At 39.1% G+C, this 24,699-nt stretch carries 30 protein-coding genes and 3 pseudogenes; 29 read left to right on the forward strand and 4 right to left on the reverse strand.

All coding sequences use genetic code 11. The annotated features are described in order from the left end of the window. Positions 1-221: 221 nt before the first annotated feature. The 4 genes from B9L23_RS08475 to B9L23_RS08485 all read left to right on the forward strand — a co-directional run bounded on the left by B9L23_RS08475 (position 222) and on the right by B9L23_RS08485 (position 1,762). Positions 222-551 carry a hypothetical protein gene (locus B9L23_RS08475; RefSeq protein ID WP_089097348.1) on the forward strand — a complete coding sequence of 110 codons (330 nt, stop codon included), beginning with the start codon at positions 222-224 and terminating at the stop codon, positions 549-551. 193 nt (positions 552-744) lie between these two features. Next, complete coding sequence (locus tag B9L23_RS20910) at positions 745-861, forward strand: putative holin-like toxin (protein WP_245842325.1); 117 nt, start codon at positions 745-747, stop codon at positions 859-861. A gap of 66 nt (positions 862-927) precedes the next feature. Beyond that, positions 928-1,380, forward strand: coding sequence for a class I SAM-dependent methyltransferase (locus tag B9L23_RS08480; RefSeq protein ID WP_211278799.1), 453 nt, complete (start codon positions 928-930; stop codon positions 1,378-1,380). A 145-nt stretch (positions 1,381-1,525) separates the two neighbouring features. Then, positions 1,526-1,762, forward strand: a complete 237-nt coding sequence (locus B9L23_RS08485; protein WP_089097350.1) for a hypothetical protein — start codon at positions 1,526-1,528, stop codon at positions 1,760-1,762. A gap of 25 nt (positions 1,763-1,787) precedes the next feature. Here the strand turns inward: B9L23_RS08485 and xerS are convergent, their stop codons facing one another. Next, the gene (gene xerS, locus B9L23_RS08490; protein ID WP_089097351.1) at positions 1,788-2,840 is read right to left on the reverse strand and encodes a tyrosine recombinase XerS; all 1,053 of its coding nucleotides are present in this window, start codon (positions 2,838-2,840) and stop codon (positions 1,788-1,790) included. A 267-nt stretch (positions 2,841-3,107) separates the two neighbouring features. Between xerS and B9L23_RS08495 the strand changes: the two genes are divergently transcribed. The 4 genes from B9L23_RS08495 to B9L23_RS08505 all read left to right on the forward strand — a co-directional run bounded on the left by B9L23_RS08495 (position 3,108) and on the right by B9L23_RS08505 (position 4,376). Then, a complete protein-coding gene (locus B9L23_RS08495) occupies positions 3,108-3,350 on the forward strand; it encodes a hypothetical protein (RefSeq protein WP_089097352.1) in 243 nt (80 codons plus the stop codon). After that, positions 3,350-3,700: a type II toxin-antitoxin system PemK/MazF family toxin gene (locus tag B9L23_RS21665; RefSeq protein ID WP_141103859.1), complete on the forward strand. Its 351-nt coding sequence runs from the start codon at positions 3,350-3,352 to the stop codon at positions 3,698-3,700. Before B9L23_RS08495 ends, B9L23_RS21665 begins: the two co-directional genes overlap by 1 nt. Before the next feature lie 79 nt (positions 3,701-3,779). Further along, positions 3,780-4,046 carry a hypothetical protein gene (locus B9L23_RS08500; RefSeq protein WP_089097353.1) on the forward strand — a complete coding sequence of 89 codons (267 nt, stop codon included), beginning with the start codon at positions 3,780-3,782 and terminating at the stop codon, positions 4,044-4,046. 54 nt (positions 4,047-4,100) lie between these two features. Continuing rightward, positions 4,101-4,376 (forward strand): hypothetical protein, encoded by a 276-nt coding sequence (locus B9L23_RS08505; RefSeq protein ID WP_089097354.1) that lies wholly within the window; start codon positions 4,101-4,103, stop codon positions 4,374-4,376. A gap of 30 nt (positions 4,377-4,406) precedes the next feature. On the opposite strand, the gene B9L23_RS08510 is transcribed toward B9L23_RS08505, so the two are convergent. Together B9L23_RS08510 and B9L23_RS08515 are read right to left on the reverse strand one after the other, a co-directional pair. Beyond that, positions 4,407-4,697 carry a hypothetical protein gene (locus B9L23_RS08510; RefSeq protein ID WP_089097355.1) on the reverse strand — a complete coding sequence of 97 codons (291 nt, stop codon included), beginning with the start codon at positions 4,695-4,697 and terminating at the stop codon, positions 4,407-4,409. 514 nt (positions 4,698-5,211) lie between these two features. Beyond that, positions 5,212-6,234: a DnaA N-terminal domain-containing protein gene (locus B9L23_RS08515; protein ID WP_089097356.1), complete on the reverse strand. Its 1,023-nt coding sequence runs from the start codon at positions 6,232-6,234 to the stop codon at positions 5,212-5,214. 645 nt (positions 6,235-6,879) lie between these two features. Between B9L23_RS08515 and B9L23_RS08520 the strand changes: the two genes are divergently transcribed. The 17 genes and pseudogenes from B9L23_RS08520 to B9L23_RS08595 all read left to right on the forward strand — a co-directional run bounded on the left by B9L23_RS08520 (position 6,880) and on the right by B9L23_RS08595 (position 18,486). Beyond that, complete coding sequence (locus B9L23_RS08520; RefSeq protein ID WP_089097357.1) at positions 6,880-7,236, forward strand: hypothetical protein; 357 nt, start codon at positions 6,880-6,882, stop codon at positions 7,234-7,236. 181 nt (positions 7,237-7,417) lie between these two features. Then, on the forward strand, positions 7,418-7,609 hold the full coding sequence (locus B9L23_RS20915; protein WP_245842326.1) for a winged helix-turn-helix domain-containing protein: 192 nt from the start codon (positions 7,418-7,420) through the stop codon (positions 7,607-7,609). Beyond that, positions 7,540-8,067 (forward strand): IS630 family transposase, encoded by a 528-nt coding sequence (locus tag B9L23_RS08530; protein WP_089097358.1) that lies wholly within the window; start codon positions 7,540-7,542, stop codon positions 8,065-8,067. Before B9L23_RS20915 ends, B9L23_RS08530 begins: the two co-directional genes overlap by 70 nt. Before the next feature lie 160 nt (positions 8,068-8,227). Then, entirely contained in the window at positions 8,228-8,821 is a 594-nt protein-coding gene (locus B9L23_RS08535) for a hypothetical protein (RefSeq protein ID WP_089097359.1), read from the forward strand. 405 nt (positions 8,822-9,226) lie between these two features. Further along, positions 9,227-9,619, forward strand: a pseudogene (locus B9L23_RS08540) (helix-turn-helix domain-containing protein); the annotation flags it as partial. Positions 9,620-9,758: 139 nt separating this feature from the next. Further along, complete coding sequence (istA, locus tag B9L23_RS20920) at positions 9,759-10,706, forward strand: IS21 family transposase (RefSeq protein ID WP_003253471.1); 948 nt, start codon at positions 9,759-9,761, stop codon at positions 10,704-10,706. Beyond that, positions 10,598-11,260 carry a Mu transposase domain-containing protein gene (locus tag B9L23_RS20925; RefSeq protein WP_153017395.1) on the forward strand — a complete coding sequence of 221 codons (663 nt, stop codon included), beginning with the start codon at positions 10,598-10,600 and terminating at the stop codon, positions 11,258-11,260. Before istA ends, B9L23_RS20925 begins: the two co-directional genes overlap by 109 nt. Beyond that, the gene (gene istB, locus B9L23_RS08550) at positions 11,257-11,979 is read left to right on the forward strand and encodes an IS21-like element helper ATPase IstB (protein ID WP_003253467.1); all 723 of its coding nucleotides are present in this window, start codon (positions 11,257-11,259) and stop codon (positions 11,977-11,979) included. The genes B9L23_RS20925 and istB overlap by 4 nt, the downstream gene beginning before the upstream one ends. 62 nt (positions 11,980-12,041) lie before the next feature. Continuing rightward, complete coding sequence (locus B9L23_RS08555) at positions 12,042-12,572, forward strand: helix-turn-helix domain-containing protein (RefSeq protein WP_061577853.1); 531 nt, start codon at positions 12,042-12,044, stop codon at positions 12,570-12,572. Then, complete coding sequence (locus tag B9L23_RS19965) at positions 12,572-13,105, forward strand: IS630 family transposase (protein WP_061577852.1); 534 nt, start codon at positions 12,572-12,574, stop codon at positions 13,103-13,105. The genes B9L23_RS08555 and B9L23_RS19965 overlap by 1 nt, the downstream gene beginning before the upstream one ends. Before the next feature lie 165 nt (positions 13,106-13,270). Next, positions 13,271-13,528: pseudogene (locus B9L23_RS08565) on the forward strand (ATP-binding cassette domain-containing protein); the annotation flags it as partial. Positions 13,529-13,780: 252 nt separating this feature from the next. Next, positions 13,781-14,158: a hypothetical protein gene (locus B9L23_RS08570; protein WP_089097360.1), complete on the forward strand. Its 378-nt coding sequence runs from the start codon at positions 13,781-13,783 to the stop codon at positions 14,156-14,158. Positions 14,159-14,230: 72 nt separating this feature from the next. After that, positions 14,231-15,019 (forward strand): ABC transporter permease, encoded by a 789-nt coding sequence (locus B9L23_RS08575; protein WP_089097361.1) that lies wholly within the window; start codon positions 14,231-14,233, stop codon positions 15,017-15,019. Continuing rightward, positions 15,012-16,527 (forward strand): annotated as a pseudogene (locus B9L23_RS21515) (permease). The gene B9L23_RS08575 and the pseudogene B9L23_RS21515 overlap by 8 nt, the downstream one beginning before the upstream one ends. A gap of 17 nt (positions 16,528-16,544) precedes the next feature. Further along, positions 16,545-17,183 carry an ABC transporter ATP-binding protein gene (locus B9L23_RS08585; RefSeq protein WP_049625389.1) on the forward strand — a complete coding sequence of 213 codons (639 nt, stop codon included), beginning with the start codon at positions 16,545-16,547 and terminating at the stop codon, positions 17,181-17,183. 229 nt (positions 17,184-17,412) lie between these two features. Continuing rightward, the gene (locus B9L23_RS08590; RefSeq protein ID WP_089097362.1) at positions 17,413-17,619 is read left to right on the forward strand and encodes a hypothetical protein; all 207 of its coding nucleotides are present in this window, start codon (positions 17,413-17,415) and stop codon (positions 17,617-17,619) included. A 273-nt stretch (positions 17,620-17,892) separates the two neighbouring features. Further along, positions 17,893-18,486, forward strand: a complete 594-nt coding sequence (locus B9L23_RS08595) for a hypothetical protein (RefSeq protein ID WP_089097496.1) — start codon at positions 17,893-17,895, stop codon at positions 18,484-18,486. Between the two features lie 186 nt (positions 18,487-18,672). On the opposite strand, the gene B9L23_RS21350 is transcribed toward B9L23_RS08595, so the two are convergent. Next, entirely contained in the window at positions 18,673-18,807 is a 135-nt protein-coding gene (locus B9L23_RS21350; protein ID WP_281255478.1) for a hypothetical protein, read from the reverse strand. 76 nt (positions 18,808-18,883) lie between these two features. Here B9L23_RS21350 and B9L23_RS08600 point away from each other — a divergent pair, with 76 nt between their 5' ends. From B9L23_RS08600 to hutI, 4 genes are all read left to right on the forward strand, one after another. Next, entirely contained in the window at positions 18,884-20,056 is a 1,173-nt protein-coding gene (locus B9L23_RS08600; protein ID WP_089097363.1) for an RNA-guided endonuclease InsQ/TnpB family protein, read from the forward strand. A gap of 74 nt (positions 20,057-20,130) precedes the next feature. Continuing rightward, positions 20,131-21,441, forward strand: a complete 1,311-nt coding sequence (locus tag B9L23_RS08605; protein ID WP_245842357.1) for a helix-turn-helix domain-containing protein — start codon at positions 20,131-20,133, stop codon at positions 21,439-21,441. A gap of 298 nt (positions 21,442-21,739) precedes the next feature. Further along, positions 21,740-23,398 (forward strand): urocanate hydratase, encoded by a 1,659-nt coding sequence (gene hutU, locus B9L23_RS08610; protein WP_089097364.1) that lies wholly within the window; start codon positions 21,740-21,742, stop codon positions 23,396-23,398. Between the two features lie 17 nt (positions 23,399-23,415). Next, positions 23,416-24,690: an imidazolonepropionase gene (gene hutI, locus B9L23_RS08615; protein ID WP_089097365.1), complete on the forward strand. Its 1,275-nt coding sequence runs from the start codon at positions 23,416-23,418 to the stop codon at positions 24,688-24,690. The last annotated feature ends 9 nt before the right edge of the window (positions 24,691-24,699 follow it).

Below are 24,699 nucleotides of genomic sequence, written 5' to 3' on the forward strand. Positions count from 1 at the left end.
AGGTGTTTAGTATTGCAAAATTTATGCAAAACATTTAAATATAAAGGCTATACCGCTTATGTGTTTTACGAAAATCCTTTTCACTATACGGTAATCTGCAATGGTAGAGAAATATGTCATTCAACAAGTATAACGAAAGCGGAAGAAAAATTTAAAGTATTAATTGATTCTGGGTTAAAAATTTCCTGTCGGGAATTATGATGAATAGGTGGGAGGAGGCCATGATTCAAACTAAATATGTCATTATTCTACATAATCGAGATGATCATTCTTTTGAAGAAAGTCCATTACTAGATGAATATCCTAATGCTGAATTAATCGAATATTATTTGCGCCGCAGTAATTACCGATATGCTAAAGTAGAAAAACGATATGCATTGCACTTTGAGGAGGGGGGAGCCAATATGGAAAACCAACGTATATGGAAGATTCTTTATGTAAATGAATATGGTACAGAAACAGTGATTTATTGTCATTCAGAACAGGAATTGCAGTCCAGAAGACAAGAACTAAATGAACAGAAAATACCTTATCAAGTAGTAATATTATAATACTTGAATAAGTTCAGAAAATGGTATTGAAAAAAAATTAGTTCGATTGCGAAAACTGAAAGGAATATCTTAGTTATTGGATATACTTTGTAATCATTTCATAATTTTTATGTACAGTGGCCTATGAAATAAAGACGCACGGCTGCATGCAGGGTGGGCAGCGACTACTCCCTTGAAGAGAGGGGTGCTGCTGATGATTACTGTTACGGACGCATTGACGTTAATGATTTCATTTACGTCATTAATTGTAGCAGTAATTGCTGTCTCTAAAGATAAAAAGGTTCTTCGGATTAAGTGGTGGAAACGTTAATTTCGTAATTATAAAAAATAATACGTGACAGAGTAGACACAAACTGTGCAGTAGAGGAGGGAAATGATGAAACGGATTTTAGATGCCTGTTGTGGTAGTAAAATGTTTTGGTTTGATAAGGAAAATGAAGATGTGCTGTACATGGATAATCGCCAGTTAAGTACAACCTTATGTGATGGACGTGCTTTGAATATAAATCCTGATATTATTGCGGATTTTCGCAACATGCCTTTCGAAGATAACAGCTTCTATTTGGTTGTTTTTGATCCGCCTCATTTAATAAAGGTTGGAGAAAATTCATGGTTGGCCAAAAAGTATGGGAAGTTAGACGAAAATTGGCGTGATGATTTAGCAAAAGGGTTTAAAGAATGTATGAGAGTTTTAAAACCGAACGGAACATTAATATTTAAGTGGAATGAGGAACAAATACCGCTTAAAGAAGTATTAAAATGCTTTGATAAAAAGCCATTATTCGGCAATAAGAGAAGCAAAACTCATTGGTTAGTTTTTATGAAATAATGTCGCAGTACGAAGAAACAGTGTAACAAAACACTATTTGAGGATACTAAACCAAAACTGTATTCCACCAGATAATCCGAATACCCAATTCAACAAATAACAAGAAAATATTGAATTTGTTTTTTGTTGAGTGGAGTGATTGATGATGTTGTATAAGTTCTCAGAACTATCGGATCAAGCCAAGAAAGTAGCGGTAGAAGAATATATACATGATGCCAAACTGTTTGGTTTTTGGGATGATGGCCAAACAGAAGAAGATGTGTATGAATTGCTTGCGTCTCCACATGAAACTCATCGATACGATGAAAATGGAGTATTGCAAGGAAAGGTGTGTTATTTAGATCACAATCAAATTAAGTTCAATGAAACGAGTGAATATTAAAGGAGCTGTATTCAGAGCAGCTCCTTTAATTATCTGCTTTATTAACCGATTCTTTTAGTGTATTATCAAACACATGTGTATAAATAACTGTTGTATTGATATTGCTATGGCCCAGTTGTCGTTTTAGCGTGTAAATATCTTTATTATTTTTGTAATGCTGAGTAGCAAAAGTATGCCGCAATTTATGAACAGATAGTGTGCCTTTTCCAAAGGCCTTAGCATAGCGGTTAACCATTTTTTGAACCGCATTTCTCGACAAACGGGTGGCTTTGCCATTGCGAGTAGGGTAGGAGAGGAAGAATGCTTTTTCAGATTTATCTGGTTGATAACGAGATTCCCGGATCTTTTTGTATTCAAGCATATCCTGCAAAGCGATATCACTAAATACTACTTTGTCGTGTTTATTACCTTTACGTTTTACTAATACATGTTGATTATGCCAGTCAATTTTATCCATGTCTAAAGAAACAATTTCGGATACCCGCAATCCAGAACCTAAGATTAAGCTAATAATCGCAAGATCTCTTTCTCGATTTCGTACATAAGCATTGTATTTTTTCGTATCATCTTTGACTAATTCACCATATCCTTGTGCGATAAATTCACGGAATTGGTCAATTTCTTCATCCAATAAAATGCGACTGGAGATGCGTTCTGCTTTTTCTTCTTCGGTTTGTTTTTCTCGGACAACATCGATTTTGGCCATCACATTTCGTTTTAAATATGGGTAGAAATTTTCATCTTCTGCAATCTGTGAAAGGTAATGGAATAAGGATTTTAACGCAGAAATACGTCTAGCAATCGTATCGGTTGCATTTCCTAAACGTTTGCTGCAAAACATTTCAAAGCTGATAATGTCTTTTGCACGAAGCGTTTCTAATGTCTCTAATGGAATTTCTTTTGCAGGACCCGGATGAAATCCTTCGGCCACTAACCAGTTGAAAAACACTTCAAAATCTCGGCAATAACTTAATAATGTGTTTTCAGTAGTTCGGTGTCCTTTATATTCAATAAACTCGGTTATGTACCAAGGCAATCGATTCAGGCGTTCTTCGATCAAATGCATTTGGCTTTCCATAGTGAACCTCCTTAAAGCAAATCAACAAAATTCTACATAATCGACACATCATCGAATTATAAAGAAAGCTTGATGATTACATTATAACGTACATATGTTTGTAAATCAATTTCTCCAGAAAAATTATTATACAGAAGTTTAGTTATGTGTAATTATTTTATTTGCTATAAGTTTGACATATTCGTTTTTATTATTTATGCTTAATATATAAATTTTTCACTGAAGATTGCATATGCTATTACTACCCTTTTCAGGTGGTGATGGCATATGAAACGAAAGGAGAATCGCCGATTGAGAGCTCCTGTTATGAAAAGAAAAGGATTTCAACCATCTAGGGCTTTTCGTTTCAGACGATCTAAACAAGTTCGATATGCACAAATGAATGCTACTTTGAGTTCACAAATTAATTTTGATCGACTACCTCCTGGTGACATACTCGATGTTAATTCCAACGGTGTTGTTATTGTCGATCCGAATAATCCTGTCCATCGACAGTGGTTAGAAGACTGATGAGACCGGCAAGACAGATAGTGCCAGGGGGAATATACGATATTTACTTTCAATATGAAAATCCACAACAGGGCGGTTCTTATCGTCCTGTTCTTATTTTGGGTTTCAAAAGCAATCATGCACTTGCTATTGGATTGAAGGTCACAAGATCAGGAAGAACGCCACATTTTCCTTACCGCATACCAATTATTTATTGGAGACATGCAGGTTTACGATCACCTTCTTGGGTTCAATATGATTGGTATAATGAGATACCTGCTACTACTAGATTTCGAAAATTTTATGGCATAATGCATCCATATGATTTTCAGCGTGTTCTTTCTGCATTTAGAAGTTATCACGGTATTTAATCTACATATGAAAATAAGCCCAGACATTATCCTGGGCTTATTTTATTTTTTATCTATTTGTAAAGAAAGGTGGAGAACAATGAACAAGCAAATGGATTTATATTTGCTGATAGAGATTTATCGTAATGGATTATCTCTTGAACCAGAAATAAATATCGATATATACACTGATTTAGATATAGCCCGTGTAAAATTAAAAGAAGCTGTAGCAAATGTGTTTAACGCATATGAAGGTCGCATTAGTCATGGTCAAGGATATGAAGATCGTTTTGAGCTTTCCATTGATAATGGAGCTGTCACCTATATTTATGAAATTCAAAAGAAAACATTGCAATTAAAAAATTGATATTTCACCTCCCCTGTTATACGGGGAGGTTTTATTTTTTAAGGAGGTATATATATGTTAAAGGAATCTAAATTCGAATTAGGAGCTTTATTAATTACTCCAGGAGCTAGAAAAGCAATTTCTTATCATGAGATTTTTCAAGCGATTTCCCGTCATGCTGCCGGTGATTGGGGAGATGTAAGTGAAGAAGGTGCGAAACTAAATGATCAGGCATTAAAAGAAAGTGGCCGATTGTTTTCTGTTTATGAATCTTCAAATGGAATCCGATTCTATATTATTACAGAAGCAAATCGGAATACAACAACAGTATTGCTGCCGGATGAATATTAAGGAGCTTGTAAAAAACAAGCTCCTGCTTTCCTAAATGAGCCATGCTTTAACTTCTGGTTTATGTCGAAGAATAAAATTAATGTCCCCTACATCAAATTTGGTCACCTCAATTTCCTGTTCTTTTTGATTCTCTATTTTTAAACGAAGGATCGTGAAATTTGTGTAATAATCTAAATACACATGGTACACATAAGTATTTTCATTTGGCCTTGTTCGGAACATACATATGATTTCCGTATCGCTAAATTTTTCTATTTCTTCTTTTACTCTTTTTCGAAGCGAATCAGGAATTTCTGTTAATTTCACATAAGCAAAATCCATTCTATCCCCCTCCATGTTCTATTTGAACTATGTGGTAACTATTCGATCTTCTAAAAGAAAAATCCTCCCCTAAGAACAAAAATTTCTCCTTTATTTTTGTGTATTTAGCACATAGTTTAATTAATTCAATGTAATGATTCTATTGGTAATAACATAGGGCATTACTTAGAGTTAGTTCTTCTTCCCTTTTGTTCTTATTAACCTCCAATCATTTGACCACCCCTCGTCAAATCATTTGACTACCCCTCCTCTAATGAATTGACCACCCCTGGTCAAATCAATTGACCACCTTCCTCCAATCATTTGACCACCCCCCTGGTCTAATGAATTGACCACCCTGGTCTAATGATTAGACCACGTTTTTTCGGCATTTTTCCCCTCCTCCAATGGTTAGACCACCCCTCCTCTAATCATTTGACCACTATTTCCCCTTGTGAAAATTGTGGAATTGTTAATTCTGTGAATAGAGTGTGGATAATTTTGTGGATAAAAAAATTAGAGCCTATCGGCTCTTTTATGTATTTGAGAAAACGGTAAAGCGTATTTGCTTGCAATCGAAGGTCAATTCTTGGATTGTTTCTTGAATAAATGAAGTATAGCGTTGTTCTAAATGTTCTTTAATGAATATATGTGGACAATAAATTGTCCATCGATTATCTTGAATAGAAGCCATCGTGTTTGCAAACCATTGTTCATAGCTTTCTTTGCTGATTTTTTGTTCGATCCGTTTTAATACCATTCCCCAATATAATTGTTCTTCTTTGCTAAACATGTGTTTTACAGATTCTATGTCAAATGGAGTAGTTGATGTTTCTTCTATCTCTGGGATCTTCACTTCTACTGCTTTTTCCCGGAATTTTTCTAACGCATGGATATAGTTGTATGCTTCTTCAAATTCAAATTGGCTTTCTAATTTAATGCTGCGCAAGAATCGGTCATGTTCTGCTTTCTTTTTTGGAGACAGTTTTTCTAATTTTTCTTTTGTTAAAAATGGAATACTACGCCGCACTTTAATGAGCATGCTTCCTTGCTCTGTCTTTTCTTCTTCGTTTTCTTTTTCTCTCCAGAAACGGATGATAAATCCTTCTTCTTCTAGTATTTTTAAATATTTTCGAACCGTTTCTTCTGATGCATTAATGGTTTCTGCTAATGTTGAGATGCTAACCCACACATAATCTCTATCGCCGTAGCAATAACTCAATAACGTAATATACAAGAAAGCAATGTTTCCACCCGATCGTTGTTTTGGATCCAGAACAGGAGCCCAAAACCTGATGAAATAATTATTTATAATGGTTTTGTGCCCATTCATGTCTGGAAGTACTTTAGAATATTGTTTTAGATCTAGCTGTTCGATGTCTTCAATAGAGTAATATTCTTTTTGATTGACTGTAATTTTGACAGGTTTACCATTTTTGTCTTTTCTCTTTGTTTCTATTTTTTTATCTGTTGGCACCTGTCGATAAAAACGATATCCTTTTAATTGTGGATCCGTTTCTAGAAGAGAAAGTTTGTTTTCAAAATTCTCTCCATACACGATAACTCCCCTCTTTCCTTTTGACAAGAAGGGAAACTACCGTTATAATAAGGCATATAACATACGAATATAGACTAACTCTGCCAAACGTTTTCGCTGACGCTTTGGTAGTTTCCCAAGAAATTCTAGTTCCCCGCTAGAATTTCTTTTTTCTTGTCATGGTATGATGTTGTCAAAGATCAGTGGTAAATAAAAAAGTCGTACAGATTATGCAATTGTACGACCAAAAATGCCCAAGAAACCTGCTTGCTGCTAAGTAATACAGCAATAGCAAATTTCTTGAGATTTTCTGGACTTGGTATCATATTATCACAAAATTGTTGAACTGTGAAGTTTTTTCTTTTTCTTTGTTGTAGAATGTCATATTTCGTGTTATAATGATAGCAAATTTAATAGTGTATTTTCTGGACTTGCCTTCTCTATGATGAGAAGGCTTTTATTTTTTGTAGAATTTTTTGGTTATATAGGACTATTGTAATAAGAGTTGTAATATTTTTGTCTTTTGGTATATTATATAGATATGTGGTTGTAGTTCTTTATACCTACATTACCTCCATTCCTTATTATCGGGAACATATGTTCTTGATTTTATCGAAAAAATCAATATAATAGAGGTATCATCCAAATAATGGAGGGGAAACGCATATGAACGCCACTGCAAGGACCACATTAAATTCATTTCATTATTTGTTTTTACAATATGCTTTTTATGAACCTTCATTATACGGGAATCATGTCATCGAAGTAGAACTGGAGCGTTTTTTGGAGGCATTGGCTCAAGAGATGGATACTGCTTTGCATCCATCTTCTATCATCGCCAGCAATGTTATTCAAGAATTAATGGAGGGAGATTATCTTCATAAGTGTTCGCCGCATCAGTTTAAACAACAAATCAGAGAAGCTATTATATCTCTTCTTGGTTACGAAGATGAAATGCTTTGTCAGTTTTATTTTTCTTGTGTGGATTACGTTGCAACTAAGATATCTGCGCTAATTTCTTGAACCTCTCCACCTTACAGAAGGTGGAGATTCTTGAGAAGTTTGGTAGTTTACACTACCCTTATTCTCAAGGGGTGGTTCAAGCACCCATTATCCCTCGCAATTTGTATTGCTCTGGGAATACCTTTGATATATTTTCTTAATATATTCAATGCTCACCATGTCCCGTGGCGGTATTGGTGATATGCTTCATCGATGGGGATTTCGCTATACACGCCCTACGTATACCCTCAAACGGGCCAATCCACAAAAACAAAAAGAGTTTCAACAGGAGATGGAACTCATAAAAAAAACTTGTCCGACAACATGGTCATCATCTATGAAGATGAAAGCCATATTCAAGATTACCAAACTCTACGGGCCACATGGAGTGTGAAAGGGCGTCAAAAACAAATCCCTACGTATGGACATCACGCAACCGTTAGCTTATTAGGCGGTGTGAATATCGAAACGGGGGAATTTCACTGTATGGAAACCAATCAATGCAATGCACAGGCTTTTCTGCAATTTCTTCAATACACATTGGACCAGTATCCAGATAAACATGTCGTGATGGTCTTGGATAACGCAAAAATTCATCGCGCCAAAATTCTTCAGCCTTTTCTACATGAGCACGAAGAACGGTTGACTTTGATATTCTTACCTCCGTATTCACCGAATTTAAATTTGGTCGAACGGATTTGGGGATGGCTGAAAGAGAGCGTGATTGCCAATCGGTTTCATGCCAATCGAAAAGAGTTGCGGGAATCGATTGTTTCGTTCTTGGAGCATCTCACTCAATTTCCAGAAAAAGTGCTCCAACGCATTGGACAGATAGTTATGTCGGAAAATTAATCTGAATCTATATATATCATCTATGACGTGTAAAAGAAAAATGAACATGATTAATTTTGGAAAGCAAAACAACAGCATCAAATCGATTTGAAATTTTGAAATAGAGAATAAATTTATGCATGTATGTCAGGGTCAAATATTCTATCAGGAAGGGATCTTTATGAACAAAAGAAAACCTGTTAAAAAGCTTATAGGTATCGTCTTTTTTATATTAGTTTTTGTATTTGCATGTACTGTATTTTTTTTGGATTTATATCTTACTCCTTTAAATGCTGCTAAGAAAAACAATTATATACATAAGAATGCTGTATTACTAAAAGAAATAAGCGCTCGTGAAAACAAAATATATATTTTTCAGGATAACGATCAATCCTATAAAACTGTCATATCTAAGCCTTTTGGACCATTCTGGAAAAGTGAGATAGCATTTAATTATCAATCAAATTTAAAAAATGATATTGAAACAGTTGGCTACGCCAAGATAAATGATCAAACCATTAATATGCTTATGTTGGCTTTTAAAACAAATACAAATGACATTAAATATGTTGAAGCTGGTACGGACGGAGAAAGATTTTTGCGTCCAATGCATCTAGGGAATATCGAGATTTTTTACTGGGAAGGGAAGTTTAATGAAAGAGATATCAACCCAATAGCTCTTTCTGCCGATAAAAAGCCAAAATATTACTATGGTTTTTCTAAAGATGAACAATATGATGATCTAAGGACAATACAATGGCATGAATATCATTAGTTTCTACGTGAAATATATACTAAAAATAGGGTTTTTACTCATTAGTCCCCCGGACACACGATAAAGGTTATTTCTTATAATCGTAGTGACCAAATAATGGGGCGCGTGATAGATGAAATGGAGAAAGTGTTTGAAGGACTTTAAACTACCAAGCATTCTAAATTCATGTGGAAAGTATCTATAAAAGAAGGAAACTGCGATTAAATATTTTTTAATTGGATTTCTTTTCTTATTTTTGTTTCAACTGTTTAACTCTTTTTTAAATCCTCCGATAGCCTTAATAATATGTTTAATTCTTGTTTTTTGTGTCGTTTGTTAAAGCCGATGATAAAATCCCCAATATAGCCGGAATAAAATTCCCCACTTACAATAGAACCATAGTGTCAACGAGAGGAGCTATGGTTCATGATTACGAGAGGGGGATTTTTTATGATCAAAGAGATGTATGAAAGGGGAATGAGTATTTCCGAAATTGCGAGGAAATTGGGGATCGATCGGAAAACCGTCCGAGAATATATTCACTCCCCCAATCCTCCTTCCAAATCCAAGCGAAAACAAAGAAAAAGCAAGTTAGATCCATTTAAGCCGTATTTTCAAAAACGAATGTTAGAGGATGGGGTGTTTAATAGCGAAAAGTTGTTTTTCGAAATTCGACAACAGGGCTATACGGGAGGAAAGACGATTTTAAAAGACTATATGAAACCTTTCCGAGAGACGGCGAAAAAGAAATACACCGTTCGTTATGAAACGCTTCCTGGCGAACAAATGCAAGTCGATTGGAAAGAAGTTGGGGAGGTGTTTAATGCAAAATAAAAGTAGCGCATTATGCAAGATAAAAGTTTAGCAGTTTGCAAAATAAAAAAATCATTGTCAGCACCCCTCTCCCACCACTAACCTTCTAATTGGACAAAAAGTACAGTTAGAAGGGGAAGAAAGGATGCTTACAATGATTCAACAACATCATATCAAATATTTGTATGAATATAAAGGGATGTCCCTGCGAGCCATTGCCAAAGAGACGGGACATAGCTTTCAAACAATCAAAAAATATGCCAATAAAGAAGATGTCCATTCACTTCCAACTCCAAGGAAGCCAAAACAGTCAAAGTTAGATCCATATAAAGCACAGATTGATGAGCGGTTAGAGGAAGACCGAAAGGTGCCTCGAAAACAAAGGCATACAGGAACTAGGGTATATCGTCGGCTGCTTGAAATGTACGGGGAGGAATTTTCCGTATCCTTGAGGGCGGTGCAGTATTACGTAGCGAAGAAAAAACAAGAAATGTATCAAGATGGTGAAGGTTATCTTCCGTTAGAGCACTCACCGGGAGAGGCACAGGCCGATTTTGGAAGTTTTACGTACCAAGACGAGAAAGGAGTCGAACAGGAAGGATTTTTTCTCACACTCTCTTTTCCATACAGCAATGCCAGTTACGCACAGGTGGTACCGTGGCAGAACCAAGAATGTCTTCTACAAGGATTAAAGCAAATATTTGAGTACATCGGAGGTGTACCGAAACGAATCTGGTTTGATAATCTGTCTGCGGCAGTGACAAGTATTCATCGGAATGGAAAACGCACACTCACCGAATTATTTCAGAAGTTTGCGTTGCATTATAACTTTCATATGAGTTTTGTAATCCAAATAGTGGGCATGAGAAAGGTCATGTCGAAAACAAAGTGGGATATATCCGGCGGAACTTCTTTGTTCCCGTTCCTGTTATTCCGGATATCGAAGAATATAATCGAACTTTACTTTACCGTTGTGATCAAGACATGGACCGAACGCATTATCGGAAAGGAAAATCGATTCAAGAATGGTTTGAGGAGGACAAGAAAGCATTCGGACGGTTACCGAAGACATCGTTTGATGTCTACTGTTTAGAGAGAGCGAAAGCGGATAAGTATGGCAAAGTTCGTTATGCGAAAAATCTCTACTCGACATCTCCGGAATTTGCGCAAAAAGAAGTATGGTTAAAGATTACCTATAATCGTGTCATCGTTTTGAATGATGAATATGACATCGTCATGGAACATCCTCGCTTGTATGGAGAAGGTTTAGAATCCATGAAGTGGATTCCGTATTTAGAATTAATGGCCAGACGGCCAAGATCGTTACAAAACTTAGCGTTTTATAAAGAACTGCCAGATCCATGGAAGGAGTATTTGGCGTATACGACAGAGAAAAAGAAGGCCATACGTTTATTAGCACAGATGTTAAAACAAGAAGAAGACCTGAGTACTGCGACAGAAGCTTTAACGCAAACGTTACAAAATGGGTGCCATGATCCTGACAGCATTCTTACGACTTGGTATCGTCTAACGGGACAAATCCCGGAACCAGTTGAGATTTCCGTTCCATCGGAACTGAGTCAAAAGGTGGTATTTGAAGTCAACTTGGAGCGATACGATAAGCTGTTAGGAGGCATTTCACGATGAAACAGGTGATTGAAGCCTATTGTAAAGAATTAAAGTTAGGGAGTCGCATTGCCGAGTACTATTCCATAATTGAAGCAAATACCCATGAAGAATTTCTCGTACAACTATTAGCACTGGAAGTAGAACATCGACGGGTGACACGGAAAAATCGCTTACTCAAACAAGCCAATTTTGATGTGGTGAAAACATTTCAAGGATACACGTTTGATCATATCGAGTTTCCAAAGCAGTTATCCGTCGAAGAGCTCAAATCAACGAAGTTTATCGAGCGAAAAGAGAATCTAGTTTTATATGGAGGTGTAGGCACAGGCAAGACGCATTTAGCGACAGCGATTGGTGTAGAAGCCTGTAACCAAGGGAAAAGCGTGAAATTTTATCGAATAGCCGCGTTGGTCAATGAGCTGATTGAAGCAAAGAATACAGGAAAGCTCCACAAGATGATGAATCAGCTCGAAAAAATCGATTTACTGATCTGTGATGAATGGGGCTACATCCCTGTAAGCAAAGAAGGAGCGCAGCTCCTTTTCCAAGTCATTGCAGGATGTTACGAAAAGAGAAGTGTCATTATTAACACCAACTTGGAATTCAGTAAATGGAATAGCGTATTCCATGATGAACGATTGACTACGGCTATCATTGACCGCCTTGTTCATCACAGCTATCTCTTAACATTTACAGGAACTATATACATGCTCATTGAAAAGTTAACCTTCGCATAAGTGGTGCCCACTCCGGTTATACTGCTCCTAAGGAAAAGCATGGAAAAGGAGCGGAATCAGACATGAAACGGCTGAAAATCACCCATGATCACGGATGGACGCCTCGGAAACTCCGCAAGCAGGAACGGAAGATCAAAAACGCTCATCTCCGCCAACGTGTGATGGCAGTCCGCCTTGTCATGGAAGGCTATTTGGGCAAAGAGGTTGCTTCCATGGTCAATGTGTGCCGCCAAACCGTTTCCCATTATGTGTCGCTTTTTAACGAAGGCGGCCTTGAACTCCTGCTTCATCGGGATTTTGCCCCTGGGCGGGAGCCGTTTCTCACCGAAGAACAGCAGGAAGAGATCAAACACCTCGTGTTGACCACGACACCCGCGGAGCTGGGCTGGGACATCGCTTCGGCGTGGAATACGAACATCCTTCAATCCTATGTGTACCACCATTACGGCATATCCATTTCCCGCGAAGCATTACGAAAGCTCTTGCATCGAAAAGGGCTTTCTTGGACCCGGCCGACCTACACGTTGGCGAAAGGAGATCCGGACCGGCAAAAAAACTTCGAGAAACAAATGGACCTGATAAAAAAAACTTAATGGATCCGGATTCCGTCCTGTTGTACATCGATGAAACGCATATCCGGTCGTATCATGTGTTGCGTACGACATGGTCAGAGGTTGGCCGTCAAAAGCAAGTGCCGACGTTCGGCCATCATGCCCACATATCGCTGTTTGGCGCCGTCAACGTCCACGATGGCGAAACGGTTCTTCATCAAGCAGGGGCAGCCAATGCTACAACGTTGTTAGATTTCCTGCGAGTTCTCAAAGAGCGTTACCCGGACCGGCTCATCGTCTTGGTGCTAGATAACGCTCGAATTCATCACGCCAAAATGGTGAGAGAGTTTTTGCGGGAAGAAGGACAGTGTTTTCACTTCATTTACCTTCCTCCGTATTCACCGCAACTGAACCCGATCGAACGCTTGTGGAAATGGTTGAAAGATACCGTCATTGCCAATGTGTTTCACAAAGATCGAAACGATATCGCCCAAGCCATTGCCCGGTTTGTGGACTACATCCATGAACGCCCGGAGGAAGTGCTGCAACGCCTGGGGTGTGCAGCGAGAAGTTAACTTTTCAAGGTGCATCTATCTAGTTATCGACTGAAACATTCGTATATGAACTTATAAAAAGGCTTGGGGTGCTGAAAAAAATCTTGCGTTTCGCTTAACTTTTAGTTGCAGAAAACAATAAAGAAGTAATAAATGAAAATGTAAGCAGCAAAGTGGAGGTGCGATATGGAAAACAGCGATATTGTTTTATCTGTCAAAAATTTATGTAAAACATATGAAGGGACAGGGCACAAAGTTCAGGCGTTAAAGAATGTGTCGTTTCACTTATACAGAGGTGAACTGCTCGCCGTTATGGGAACAAGCGGATCTGGGAAAAGTACATTGCTGAACATACTTGGCGCTTTAGATGAACCCAATGAAGGAATGATTATGCTAAACGGCATGGTGAAGGAAAACATGTTTACTGAGCCATATGCCACACAACCCCATGATTTGTATGGGATTTTTTATTGTTAAGAAGCGACAAGCACTTCAAGATAATTAAGGAATGAAAAACATATTGTGAATAATATACGCCAAAATGCTTAATATGGAACCTAACGGATATTTCTTACACATCCATATTTTCCAAAGCAAATTTGCGGAAAATACGGATGTTTTTTCAAGTTTATTTTGATATAGTGGGGGTGAAGCCGGCCGGTTATCATCTAAAATTACGAGGAGGAATGTTAAAAAATGAAAAAGAAATTCGCAGTACTTACCTTAGCAGCAGGGCTTCTCGCGGCAGGAGGCTTGGCTCAGGCTGGTACAACGTATGGAGGGTATGACGTAATTGTCCCAAAGTTAAACGGTAATGCGTTTACTCCTCAACAAACCAAATCTACTACCGGTGCATCAGCTGATTTGAAAGTATCTATACTTGGAAAAGCATTGGATGCAAGAGCGCATTCTTATAGCGGGGGAACTGGGCCTTGGGTTCGTATCGCAACCGTTGGGGGGCCATTCAAATTGCCTAATTCGATCAAATCAGGTAAGGATGCCCGAGTTGAGTTCAGCTCGGATCTTACTCAATTGGTAGACGTAAGGGTAAAGGGAGAGTGGAGAAGCAATTAATTCACAATGAGAATGGACCGAGCCATTCGACCGGTCCATTCTCTTCAAAACTAAAACTAAGAGCAGGAAAGGATGTCAAAAATGTTAAGTCATCAGGTGAAAGTAGAATTGATGAGAGCCGTCACCTGGCGTCAATGTGTGATTTGGGCGGCATTGATATTGGTTCTTCCCACCATTCAATTTTTATTGATTAAAGAGAATTATGTTTATTATAGACAATTAGATCTTTTTCTACGATTAAATTCTAATTTTGTTCCGCTGCTTTTTCCTATCATAATGGTTCTTGTGTATGCGATTTACTTCGTTGGTGAACAAAAAAACCATTTTATTCCGTATGTGCGTATTCGTATCCCTTTGGCTACTTACTTATTTAGCAAATTAGTAGTCAATGCGATTCTATCTTTTTTGATAGCCTTTTTAATGGTATTCATCCCTTTTATATTTTCTATGTATATTGAACCTGTTTTGGACATCGTTCATTTATATCCTGCAGATGGCAATCCTATTCCTTATACGACGTTTGAGCAATTGCTTTTTCTTGGAACATTGCCATATGGAATTATTTACTCGCTATGGGTAGGACTGAATGGAATGATGTATGCGACAATGGGATTATTGCTAGTTATGATCTTAGAGAAACCTTTTGTTGCGCTTTCCATCCCATTTATGTATTATTTGTTAGGCAATTTTATTACGCAAATTCTTGGATATGAGCAATTTTCACCCACTTATACTATTTTTCCTTTTAGTATCTCACAACAACCTTTGTGGACGGTATTCGTCCCATTTGCAATATTATGTATTGTCATTATCATATTAGGATTTTATTTAAAGGAGAATCTACACAAACACTATGGCTAGGATATTAAGAAGTAAATGGAAAGATTTCATCGACGAACTATTTACATTCAAATGGATTATCTTTGGAATGATTATTTACATATATGGATCAAGAAGCAAAGAACAAATATATTATTTTTCAGTTCAAACAAAATTATCGTTGAACAAGTGGGACTTGTTGCATAGCTTTCTTAGTGATATTTATCTTATTTTGTATTTCATTTTACCTGTTTTACTATACCGTTCTATTTCGATTATCATATCTGATTTTGAGTACACGATTCTTATACGATTAGGTTCTTATCGAAGTTGGGTGTATCAAACATTAAATAAATTTGTTCAAAGCCTCAGTATAGCAACGATAGTTTGGGGAGCAGTGAGTGGGCTTTTATTAATTGGCGCTCCTTCTTTTGCTGGTTGGAGCCCGTTTAGTAAGCTTGATGGTTCTCTAAGTGAAACGCAAATATTGCAAAAATTTATAGATACACCCTTTTTAGCATTGTTATTACATCTTTCGTTACTCATTCTAAGTTTGATTTGTATCCACTTTATTCTAGCCATCATTTATGTAAAATCACAAAGAAAAGGTATTGTCATATTCATTGCGGTTTTCATATGGGTATATAGTGGAGTGTCATTTAAACTTCTTCCTAGTCATGCTTATTTATTCAATTTGTGCAATTACCTCATTTTACATTCGGGGGCTGCACAGTTCGGTAATATATGGGGACCGTTCGCAATTGTAATAGGATTGGCGACGTTGATTGTATGGAGTGTAAATCGAATAGATTTAAATGATGAAATATTTAGTAAATTGCGATATAACTGGGGCTATATCATTTTTTTTTGCACTGATTGTCATAGCATTATGGTCCGGTATGCGAGAAAAGTTAGGAAAAACCATTTGGGATCAATTTATTTTCATGTTTATAGGCGGTTCAAACCAAACATTTAGTTTAAAGTCATTTTTGTCTTATTGGGTTATATATTTTGGTTTTATCTATTTAATACAATTGTATTTACAAAGGGAATTGTCGGAAATTGGTTATTATAAGCTTTTGCGTTATCGCTCTATAAGTAAGTGGTTTTGGGAATGGTATCGCAAAATAATGATATATATTGCATTCTATTTGTTAATATTGGCATTATTTTCTTTATTACTCTCTTCTTGGAAACGTTTTTCTTTTGATTTCTATATTTCTGTTGATAACTCTATTACGATATTCGAGGTATTTTATCATTTTTTTGTCAATGGTTATCTACAAGTTCTCTTCTATGTGTTATTTGTGTTTATTATTTCTTGGCTAAGCAAAGAAATTTTTTATAGTCTATTGGCTATTTGTATACTTTCGATCTTTATGTTTCCAGGTCTTAATAATTGGTTAATCATTCCATCTGGATTGAATAGTATTGGCTATATATTAAGCGATCACTCTATTTATCGTATAAGTGTGGTTCTATCTTTATGGAATATTTTAGGAATAATTTTTGTGTTGTATATTTTTCATAAAAAAGACATTGATTTATAAAAAGGGGAGTGAGGAAGTTGCCACATATACAACTGAATCAAGTCAGTAAATCTTTTAAAGGGGTAACGATTTTTGAAAATATGAATTTTGCAGTGGAAAAGGGGAAAATTTATGGAATTATTGGTCCTAACGGTTCTGGCAAGTCAGTATTATTCAAACTAATATGCGGATTTATATTTCCTGATCACGGTAGTGTGATCGTGGATGGGGAAGAGTTGGGTACCAATAAACGGTTTCCGAATAATTTTGGGATTATCATTGATCGGCCTGGATATATAGCGGGAAAGACAGGGTTTGATAATTTAAAAGCATTAGCCCTAATTAGAAACAAAATTAATGATGACAAAATAAAGAAAACGATGAAGATGGTTGGATTAAATCCAGAATCGACACAAAAGGTAAAACATTACTCGCTTGGAATGAAACAAAAGCTTGCCCTTGCTCAAGCCATTATGGAAGATCAACAAACACTTATTTTAGATGAACCATTTAATGCTTTGGATGCTGAAAGCGTTGAAAATATCCGCAATTTACTCCGAAAATTCAAGCAAGAAGGGAGAACTATTTTGCTTACCAGCCATAATCAAGAGGATATTGATATTCTTTGTGATGAAGTTTACAGAATCAACCACTTTAAACTTGAAAAAGTGAAGTAATTCCTACCATAGGGAAAAGGATAAATTTTCTGTTGAAATGGGAAAGAGAGACTGACTTCCAATCTGGCGAAGCGGTAGTAAGAGATAACTATTATAGCCTCATTATTCGCAAACTAATACCAAAGCACCTGAGAACAAATTTGGTATTAGTTTGCTGCTTTTTTATGGCTCGATAAAATATTATCATTTATACGGTTTTAGAAGTGGTAACGTTAGGGGAATTTATGCCGTGGCCGCACATCTTTTTATTCCAGCCGCCCGTTTGGGATCCGTTTTTATTAAGGAAATTTGTGATTTTGTCGATAACGGTTATCGTGCTTATGTTTACAACAGTTGTTTTCATTCAGAGAGCAGACAGGAAACCTCAGTAGCATACAGAGCTGCTGCTTGCGCTTTTTCAGGATCATTGAAGAACAAGGGATGGGAAAGGAAGTAAAAACTTTTCTTAAAAATTAGAAAATAATAGATCAAGCTCCCTCTGCTTGTTGCTTCTCAAGTGAAACGTCCTAAGCACTGAAAAACTTTTCTTTGTGATGCTCGATGTACGCTAAAATGCTGCCACCGATTGTTTAATCTCATGGATATCCTTAAACATCCGCATTTTCTGCAATCAAATTTGCGGAAAATACGGATGTTTTTTCTAATTCCTTTTGATACAATGGGGGGAGCTGAGCGGCTTGACAAGATAATGAATGAGGAAGGAATCTTTATGAACAAAAGAAAACCTGTTAAAAAGCTTATAGGTATCGTCTTTTTTATATTAGTTTTTGTATTTGCATGTACTGTATTTTTTTTGGATTTACATCTTACTCCTTTAAACGCTGCTAAGAAAAACAATTATATACATAAGAATGCTGTATTACTAAAAGAAATAAGCGCTCGTGAAAACAAAATATATATTTTTCAGGATAACGATCAATCCTATAAAACTGTCATATCTAAGCCTTTTGGACCATTCTGGAAAAGTGAGATAGCATTTAATTATCAATCAAATTTAAAAAATGATATTGAAACAGTTGGCTACGCCAAGATAAATGATCAAACCATTAATATGCTTATGTTGGCTTTTAAAACAAATACAAATGACATTAAATATGTTGAAGCTGGTACGGACGGAGAAAGATTTTTGCGACCAATGCATCTAGGGAATATCGAGATTTTTTACTGGGAAGGGAAGTTGAATGAAAGAGATATCAACCCAATAGCTCTTTCTGCCGATAAAAAGTCAAAATATTACTATGGTTTTTCTAAAGGTGAACAATATGATGATCTAAGGACAATACAATGGCATGAATATCATTAGTTTCTACGTGAAATATATGCTAAAAATAGGGTTTTTACTCATTAGACCCGGACACACGATAAAGGTTATTTTTTATAATCGTAGTGACAATGGGGCGTGTGATAGATGAAATGGAGAAAGTGTTTGAAGGACTTTAAACTACCAAGCATTCTAAATTCATGTGGAAAGTATCTATATAGATTCAGATTAATTTTCCGACATAACTATCTGTCCAATGCGTTGGAGCACTTTTTCTGGAAATTGAGTGAGATGCTCCAAGAACGAAACAATCGATTCCCGCAACTCTTTTCGATTGGCATTCGGTATACTTCTTTTAGACATAGGTAGGGTACTCCTTTCTCTAAGATTTTTGGTCCAATCAGAGAATACCCTACCTTTTTTCTTTTGGTCTAGCAAAATGCTTTACACAAAATTTTATACATCATCGATGTGTGACGACTTATGTTTTAAATCAAAGAATTTATACAATTATGCTAATTATATTGTTAGACAAGAGTTTATAAATAACAATGAATGGATTCGTTACAATTCATTAGATAAAATGTTAAAACACGAAGAAGTTTATAAAGAGTTACCTTCTCAAACATCCCAGCAAATCTTACGGTTGTTAGATAGAAATTGGAAATCATTCTTTCAAGCCATTAAGGATTGGAGTAAGAATAAAGAAAAATATTTAGGCAAACCAAAACTGCCGAAATATAAAAAGAAAAATGGGCGTAATATTGTCATCTTTACAAATCAGCAATGCAAAATTAAAGATGGATATATTAAATTTCCTAAAACCGATTTAAAGTTAAAGACAAAAGTTACAGAAGGTTTACAACAAGTGCGAATTGTACCAAAGGGAAGTATTTACATAATTGAAGTTGTTTATAAAAAAGAAATTCCAGATATAATTCGTGAAAGTAATCGTGTTGTAGGTATTGATTTAGGATTAGATAACTTTGTAACTATGGTAAATAACATCGGTGAAACACCGATTGTTATTAATGGCAAAGGTATCAAATCCATAAATCAATACTACAACAAACAATTATCATATTTTAAAAGCATTTTAAAGAAACAAAATGGACTAGATCGGAGTAAAAGATTAGAAAAATTAACATTAAAACGAAATAATAAGATTAAAGATTTCATGCACAAAGCAAGTAGATATGTTGTAAATTGGTGTGTTAAGCATAATATCGATACGGTTATTATTGGTAAAAATGACAATTGGAAACAAGAAATTAATTTAGGGAAACGATTAAATCAATCATTTGTACAAATTCCTTATGATATGTTTATTCATCAGTTGCAATACAAATGTGAAGAAGTTGGAATCAAGATTGTATTAACAGATGAATCATATACAAGTGGAACATCATTCTTGGATGGAGAAGCTCCAACCAAAGAAAATTATAATAAAAGTAGAAGAATTAAAAGAGGTTTGTTTAGAAGTAATAAAGGAATTTTAATTAATGCAGATGTAAATGGGGCTTATCAGATTATTAAGAAAGTATCTCCAAATGCGTTTGCAAATGGAGTAGAGGGTGTGGGGTTACACCCTGTTAAGCTCAATGTGGCTTAACAAAGAATAATGCTTAATAAAAGATTTTAATATGTTTGAATGAATTAAACATTATTCATAACCTCGAATTGGACATGGTTTCCCATGACGATTGGAAGGAAATGACGAAATACGTGCGGCTGTTTTGCCAAAAAGTGATTGCCGTTACGGCCGAGGCAACGTTTGCCCGAGCGAAACAGGCGATTGAATGGCAGTGTGTCGATTTGCTCGTCAAACCGTTCGAGCCAGCCAAGCTGAAGCAGTGCCTTCAAAAAGCAGTGTCTTCCTTCGTCCGTCAAGAACGCCTTCATCCGCTCCATTCCAACGATGCGGAACGCTATTCGTACCGTTCGCTCTTTTCCGAAGAGGTAGAAGCGGCAGATGTGGCGCTATTGCTCTTGCAAACAGAAAATCCAAATAAATGGCGGGACATTGTTTCCTTTTTAACGCAATATCCGTTTCGTTATCCGACTCGCGTGCTGCCGCTGTCGAATATGGTCGTCTGTTTGCTTTCCGGTGTATCGGGCGATATGAAAGAAGAGGCATGGAAACTGCTGCGCGACTGGGAGGCGGAGTGCACGGAGCCTTTGGCGGTCGTCGCGCTGCCGCCTGATGGCGGTCAAACGGTGCGTGCGCAATATCAAACGGCGCGCCGCTTATTGGAAACGACATTTTTTATCGGGTACCGCCAGGTGATTGCCCCCGCTCCTGAATATGAACGCTGGAAGGAACTCGACCCGTTTCTAACGCCGGAAGAGCAGCGGAAATGGATTGACATGCTGCATCGGTTTGACAAGCAGGCCATCAAAACGTGGATGCAGTGTGAATTTTTGCATATGCCGACGCCGTTTCCCAACCCGGAAATGGTGCGGACAAGGCTGACGAGCATATTGGCGCAAATCCGCCGCTTTATGAAAACGTATCACCTTGATCGTGGCGAGACGGAACGCGACTATATGCGCATTTTTCATGAGATTTTATACAATCGCGTCTTATACCGCATTGTGCAGGAAATGCTTCTTTTCCTCTATGGGCTTCTCGATCGCGCGAAAGAGGCGGAAGAGCAGGCGCGCGCCGATGTGATTGAAAAAGGGATTCGCTATATTGAAGAATATTTTCGCAATCCCGATTTAACGCTTGAAAAAGTGGCCGCGGCTGTCGGCAGAAGTCCAGCGTATTACAGCCATTTGTTAATGAAAAAATACGGTATCTCATTTCGTAAGCTGCTGACGCAAACGAGAATAAAGGAAGCAAAGCGCCTGCTTGCCCAAACGGAGCTGTCCATTAAAGAAATTGCCTATCAAACCGGCTTTCGCACCTCGCACTATTTTACACGCGTGTTTAAAGAAGAAACAAAGAGGACACCAACCGAATACCGCGATGAACAGCGCAAAGAACCGCAATGATCGAGCGGTTCTTTTTTATAAATCTAAAAAAATAAAAAAAATCTAAAGAAAATGATGCAAGATGGCCATTTCATTTCACCATTGGGAAGAAATTCAAAAGTTTGTATACGATTTCAAAAATGGGGTGCATATATCAGAAACCGCTTTCATTTTATAATTCTTGATAAATAAAAAGAATAATGATTAAGTCGGACCATCGAGACGGTGAAAAACGTCTCTTATTCGACATTCATTCATCCTAACGGCAAGCTGACAAGTTTTATTGGTTAAAAACAAAGGAAAAATGGAGGGGATCACGATGGTAACGAAACACCGGCCAGTGCAAGCATACATCGGTTCTACTTTGCATGCGAAAGGCTGGATTCAAGAGGCCGCGTTACGAATGCTGAACAACAACTTACATCCAGAGGTGGCGGAGCGCCCGGAAGATTTGGTTGTCTACGGCGGCATCGGCAAAGCGGCGCGCAATTGGGAGTGCTACGGGGCGATTGTCGAAACGCTATTAAACTTAGAAAACGATGAAACGCTGCTCATTCAGTCGGGAAAGCCAGTCGCGGTATTTAAAACGCACACGGATGCGCCAAGGGTGTTAATCGCCAACTCGAATCTTGTGCCTGCTTGGGCGACGTGGGATCATTTCCACGAACTTGATAAAAAAGGATTAATCATGTATGGCCAAATGACGGCAGGAAGCTGGATTTACATTGGCAGCCAAGGCATCGTGCAAGGCACGTACGAAACGTTTGCCGAGGTGGCGCGTCAGCACTATGGCGGCACGCTAAAAGGAACAATTACGGTGACGGCAGGTCTTGGCGGCATGGGGGGAGCACAGCCGCTCGCCGTCACGTTAAACGGCGGCGTCTGCATTGCCGTCGAAGTGGACCCAGCCCGCATCCAGCGCCGCATTGACACGAAATATTTAGACACGATGACCGATCGTCTCGATGTGGCGATCCAGATGGCGAAAAGGGCGAAGGAAGAAGGAAAAGCGCTATCGATCGGCCTGCTTGGCAACGCGGCAGAAGTGCTGCCGAAAATGATCGAAATCGGCTTTATTCCGGACGTGTTGACAGACCAGACGTCCGCCCACGATCCGCTTAACGGCTACATTCCGGCGGGCATGACGCTCGAGGAAGCGGCTGAGCTGCGCCAGCGCGATCCGAAGCAGTATATCCGCCGCGCCAAACAATCGATCGCCGAACATGTCAAAGCGATGCTCGCCATGCAGAAACAAGGCTCAGTGACATTCGATTACGGCAACAATATCCGCCAAGTCGCGAAAGATGAAGGAGTGGAAGAGGCGTTTAATTTTCCAGGTTTTGTTCCCGCCTACATCCGTCCGCTCTTTTGCGAAGGGAAAGGGCCGTTCCGCTGGGTGGCCCTGTCAGGGGATCCGGAAGACATCTACAAAACCGATGAAGTCATTTTGCGCGAATTCAGCGACAACCAGCATTTGTGCAACTGGATCTGCATGGCGCGGGAAAAAATCCAGTTTCAAGGGCTGCCGGCGCGCATCTGCTGGCTCGGCTACGGCGAACGGGCGAAATTTGGCAAAATCATTAACGACATGGTGGCGAAAGGCGAGCTGAAAGCGCCGATCGTCATCGGCCGCGATCATTTGGATTCCGGTTCTGTCGCCTCGCCAAACCGCGAAACGGAAGGAATGAAAGACGGCAGTGACGCGATCGCCGACTGGCCGATTTTAAACGCGCTTCTTAACGCGGTTGGCGGTGCAAGCTGGGTATCGGTGCACCATGGCGGCGGCGTCGGCATGGGCTATTCGATTCATACGGGAATGGTCATTGTCGCCGATGGCACGAAAGAAGCGGAAAAACGGCTCGAGCGCGTCTTGACGACCGACCCGGGCCTTGGCGTTGTCCGCCACGCTGATGCTGGCTATGAACTCGCTATCAAAACGGCGAAAGAAAAAGGCATCCATATGCCGATGCTGAAATAAACGAAAGGAGGAAGCGCATGCGCCCGTTGTTTATCCGCAACGCCAGCCAGCTCGTGACGCTGGCCGGCAGCTCCACGGCCCCGCTTGTGAAGGAGAAAATGAATGAACTTCATATCATTGAAAATGGCAGCGTCTGGGTAGAAGGCGGAAAAATTGCCGCTATCGGAACGGACGAGGAGCTTTCGCAACAATTTCAAGAGCGAATCGCGGAAGCAGAGATCGTCGATGCGACAGGGAAAACGGTGACACCGGGGCTTGTCGATCCGCACACGCATTTCGTATATGCGGGAAGCCGCGAAAGCGAATTCGCGATGCGTCTTAGCGGGGCGACATACATGGAAATAATGAACGCCGGCGGCGGTATTCACGCGACGACAAAAGCAACTCGGGAAGCATCGAAAGAAACATTGTATGAAGAAAGCAAGCGGCGGCTCGATCAGTTTTTGCTTCACGGCGTCACGACCGTGGAGGCGAAAAGCGGCTATGGCTTGAGTATTGAGCACGAAGTCAAACAGCTGACGGTGGCGAAACAGCTCGATGAAACCCATCCCGTCGATGTCGTGTCCACGTTTATGGGAGCGCATGCCGTACCCGCCGAGTGGAAAGACAATCCTGACGGCTTTGTCCGCGTCATCGTTGAAGAGATGATTCCGAAAGTAAGCGAGCTCGGGCTTGCCGAATTCAATGATGTCTTTTGCGAACGCGGCGTGTTCACTCCAGAACAGGCAAGAATCATTTTAGAGGCAGGAAAAGCGTACGGGCTGATGCCGAAAATTCATGCCGATGAAATCGAGCCATACGGCGGCGCGGAGCTGGCCGCGGAAGTCGGGGCGGTTTCCGCCGACCATCTCCTACGCGCTTCGGACGAAGGCATTCGCCGCATGGCGGAAAAAGGAGTGATTGCGGTGCTGCTGCCGGGCACGGCGTTTTTCCTGATGACCAAGGCCGCCAATGCCCGCAAGATCATCGACGCCGGCGCAGCGGTCGCGCTTTCCACCGACTGCAATCCCGGCTCCTCGCCAACCGTATCGCTCCCGCTGATCATGAACCTCGGCTGCCTGCAGATGGGCATGACCCCTGCCGAAGCGCTGGCGGCCGTCACGATCAACGCCGCGCACGCGATCAACCGCGGCCATGAAATTGGAAGCATTGAAGTCGGGAAAAAAGCCGATTTGGTCCTTTTCGATGTCCCGAATTATATGCAGCTCATCTACCATTACGGCATGAACCATACCGATATGGTCGTGAAAAACGGCCGGGTGGTGGTGAAAAGCGGGAGGCTTTGCTACTAGGCGTTGGCA

This window comes from Parageobacillus galactosidasius (assembly GCF_002217735.1).
Taxonomy (GTDB): Bacteria; Bacillota; Bacilli; order Bacillales; family Anoxybacillaceae; genus Parageobacillus_B; species Parageobacillus_B toebii.

Bases quoted from the DNA above. Each gene is read 5' to 3' on its own strand.
- B9L23_RS19965 (WP_061577852.1), top strand. From the start codon at position 12,572: ATGGATCCGGATTCCGTCCTGTTGTACATCGATGAAACGCATATCCGG.
- B9L23_RS08505 (WP_089097354.1), top strand. From the start codon at position 4,101: ATGTTAAAGGAATCTAAATTCGAATTAGGAGCTTTATTAATTACTCCA.
- B9L23_RS20915 (WP_245842326.1), top strand. From the start codon at position 7,418: ATGCTTCATCGATGGGGATTTCGCTATACACGCCCTACGTATACCCTC.
- B9L23_RS08480 (WP_211278799.1), top strand. From the start codon at position 928: ATGAAACGGATTTTAGATGCCTGTTGTGGTAGTAAAATGTTTTGGTTT.
- B9L23_RS08605 (WP_245842357.1), top strand. From the start codon at position 20,131: ATGGTTTCCCATGACGATTGGAAGGAAATGACGAAATACGTGCGGCTG.
- B9L23_RS08495 (WP_089097352.1), top strand. From the start codon at position 3,108: ATGAAACGAAAGGAGAATCGCCGATTGAGAGCTCCTGTTATGAAAAGA.
- hutI (WP_089097365.1), top strand. From the start codon at position 23,416: ATGCGCCCGTTGTTTATCCGCAACGCCAGCCAGCTCGTGACGCTGGCC.
- B9L23_RS08500 (WP_089097353.1), top strand. From the start codon at position 3,780: ATGAACAAGCAAATGGATTTATATTTGCTGATAGAGATTTATCGTAAT.
- B9L23_RS08555 (WP_061577853.1), top strand. From the start codon at position 12,042: ATGAAACGGCTGAAAATCACCCATGATCACGGATGGACGCCTCGGAAA.
- B9L23_RS08575 (WP_089097361.1), top strand. From the start codon at position 14,231: ATGTCAAAAATGTTAAGTCATCAGGTGAAAGTAGAATTGATGAGAGCC.
- hutU (WP_089097364.1), top strand. From the start codon at position 21,740: ATGGTAACGAAACACCGGCCAGTGCAAGCATACATCGGTTCTACTTTG.
- istB (WP_003253467.1), top strand. From the start codon at position 11,257: ATGAAACAGGTGATTGAAGCCTATTGTAAAGAATTAAAGTTAGGGAGT.
- B9L23_RS08510 (WP_089097355.1), bottom strand. From the start codon at position 4,697: ATGGATTTTGCTTATGTGAAATTAACAGAAATTCCTGATTCGCTTCGA.
- B9L23_RS08530 (WP_089097358.1), top strand. From the start codon at position 7,540: ATGGTCATCATCTATGAAGATGAAAGCCATATTCAAGATTACCAAACT.
- B9L23_RS21665 (WP_141103859.1), top strand. From the start codon at position 3,350: ATGAGACCGGCAAGACAGATAGTGCCAGGGGGAATATACGATATTTAC.
- B9L23_RS08570 (WP_089097360.1), top strand. From the start codon at position 13,781: ATGAAAAAGAAATTCGCAGTACTTACCTTAGCAGCAGGGCTTCTCGCG.
- B9L23_RS08535 (WP_089097359.1), top strand. From the start codon at position 8,228: ATGAACAAAAGAAAACCTGTTAAAAAGCTTATAGGTATCGTCTTTTTT.
- istA (WP_003253471.1), top strand. From the start codon at position 9,759: ATGCTTACAATGATTCAACAACATCATATCAAATATTTGTATGAATAT.
- B9L23_RS08600 (WP_089097363.1), top strand. From the start codon at position 18,884: ATGCTTTACACAAAATTTTATACATCATCGATGTGTGACGACTTATGT.
- xerS (WP_089097351.1), bottom strand. From the start codon at position 2,840: ATGGAAAGCCAAATGCATTTGATCGAAGAACGCCTGAATCGATTGCCT.
- B9L23_RS08485 (WP_089097350.1), top strand. From the start codon at position 1,526: ATGTTGTATAAGTTCTCAGAACTATCGGATCAAGCCAAGAAAGTAGCG.
- B9L23_RS08595 (WP_089097496.1), top strand. From the start codon at position 17,893: ATGAACAAAAGAAAACCTGTTAAAAAGCTTATAGGTATCGTCTTTTTT.
- B9L23_RS08475 (WP_089097348.1), top strand. From the start codon at position 222: ATGATTCAAACTAAATATGTCATTATTCTACATAATCGAGATGATCAT.
- B9L23_RS20910 (WP_245842325.1), top strand. From the start codon at position 745: ATGATTACTGTTACGGACGCATTGACGTTAATGATTTCATTTACGTCA.
- B9L23_RS21350 (WP_281255478.1), bottom strand. From the start codon at position 18,807: ATGTCTAAAAGAAGTATACCGAATGCCAATCGAAAAGAGTTGCGGGAA.
- B9L23_RS08520 (WP_089097357.1), top strand. From the start codon at position 6,880: ATGAACGCCACTGCAAGGACCACATTAAATTCATTTCATTATTTGTTT.
- B9L23_RS20925 (WP_153017395.1), top strand. From the start codon at position 10,598: ATGGACCGAACGCATTATCGGAAAGGAAAATCGATTCAAGAATGGTTT.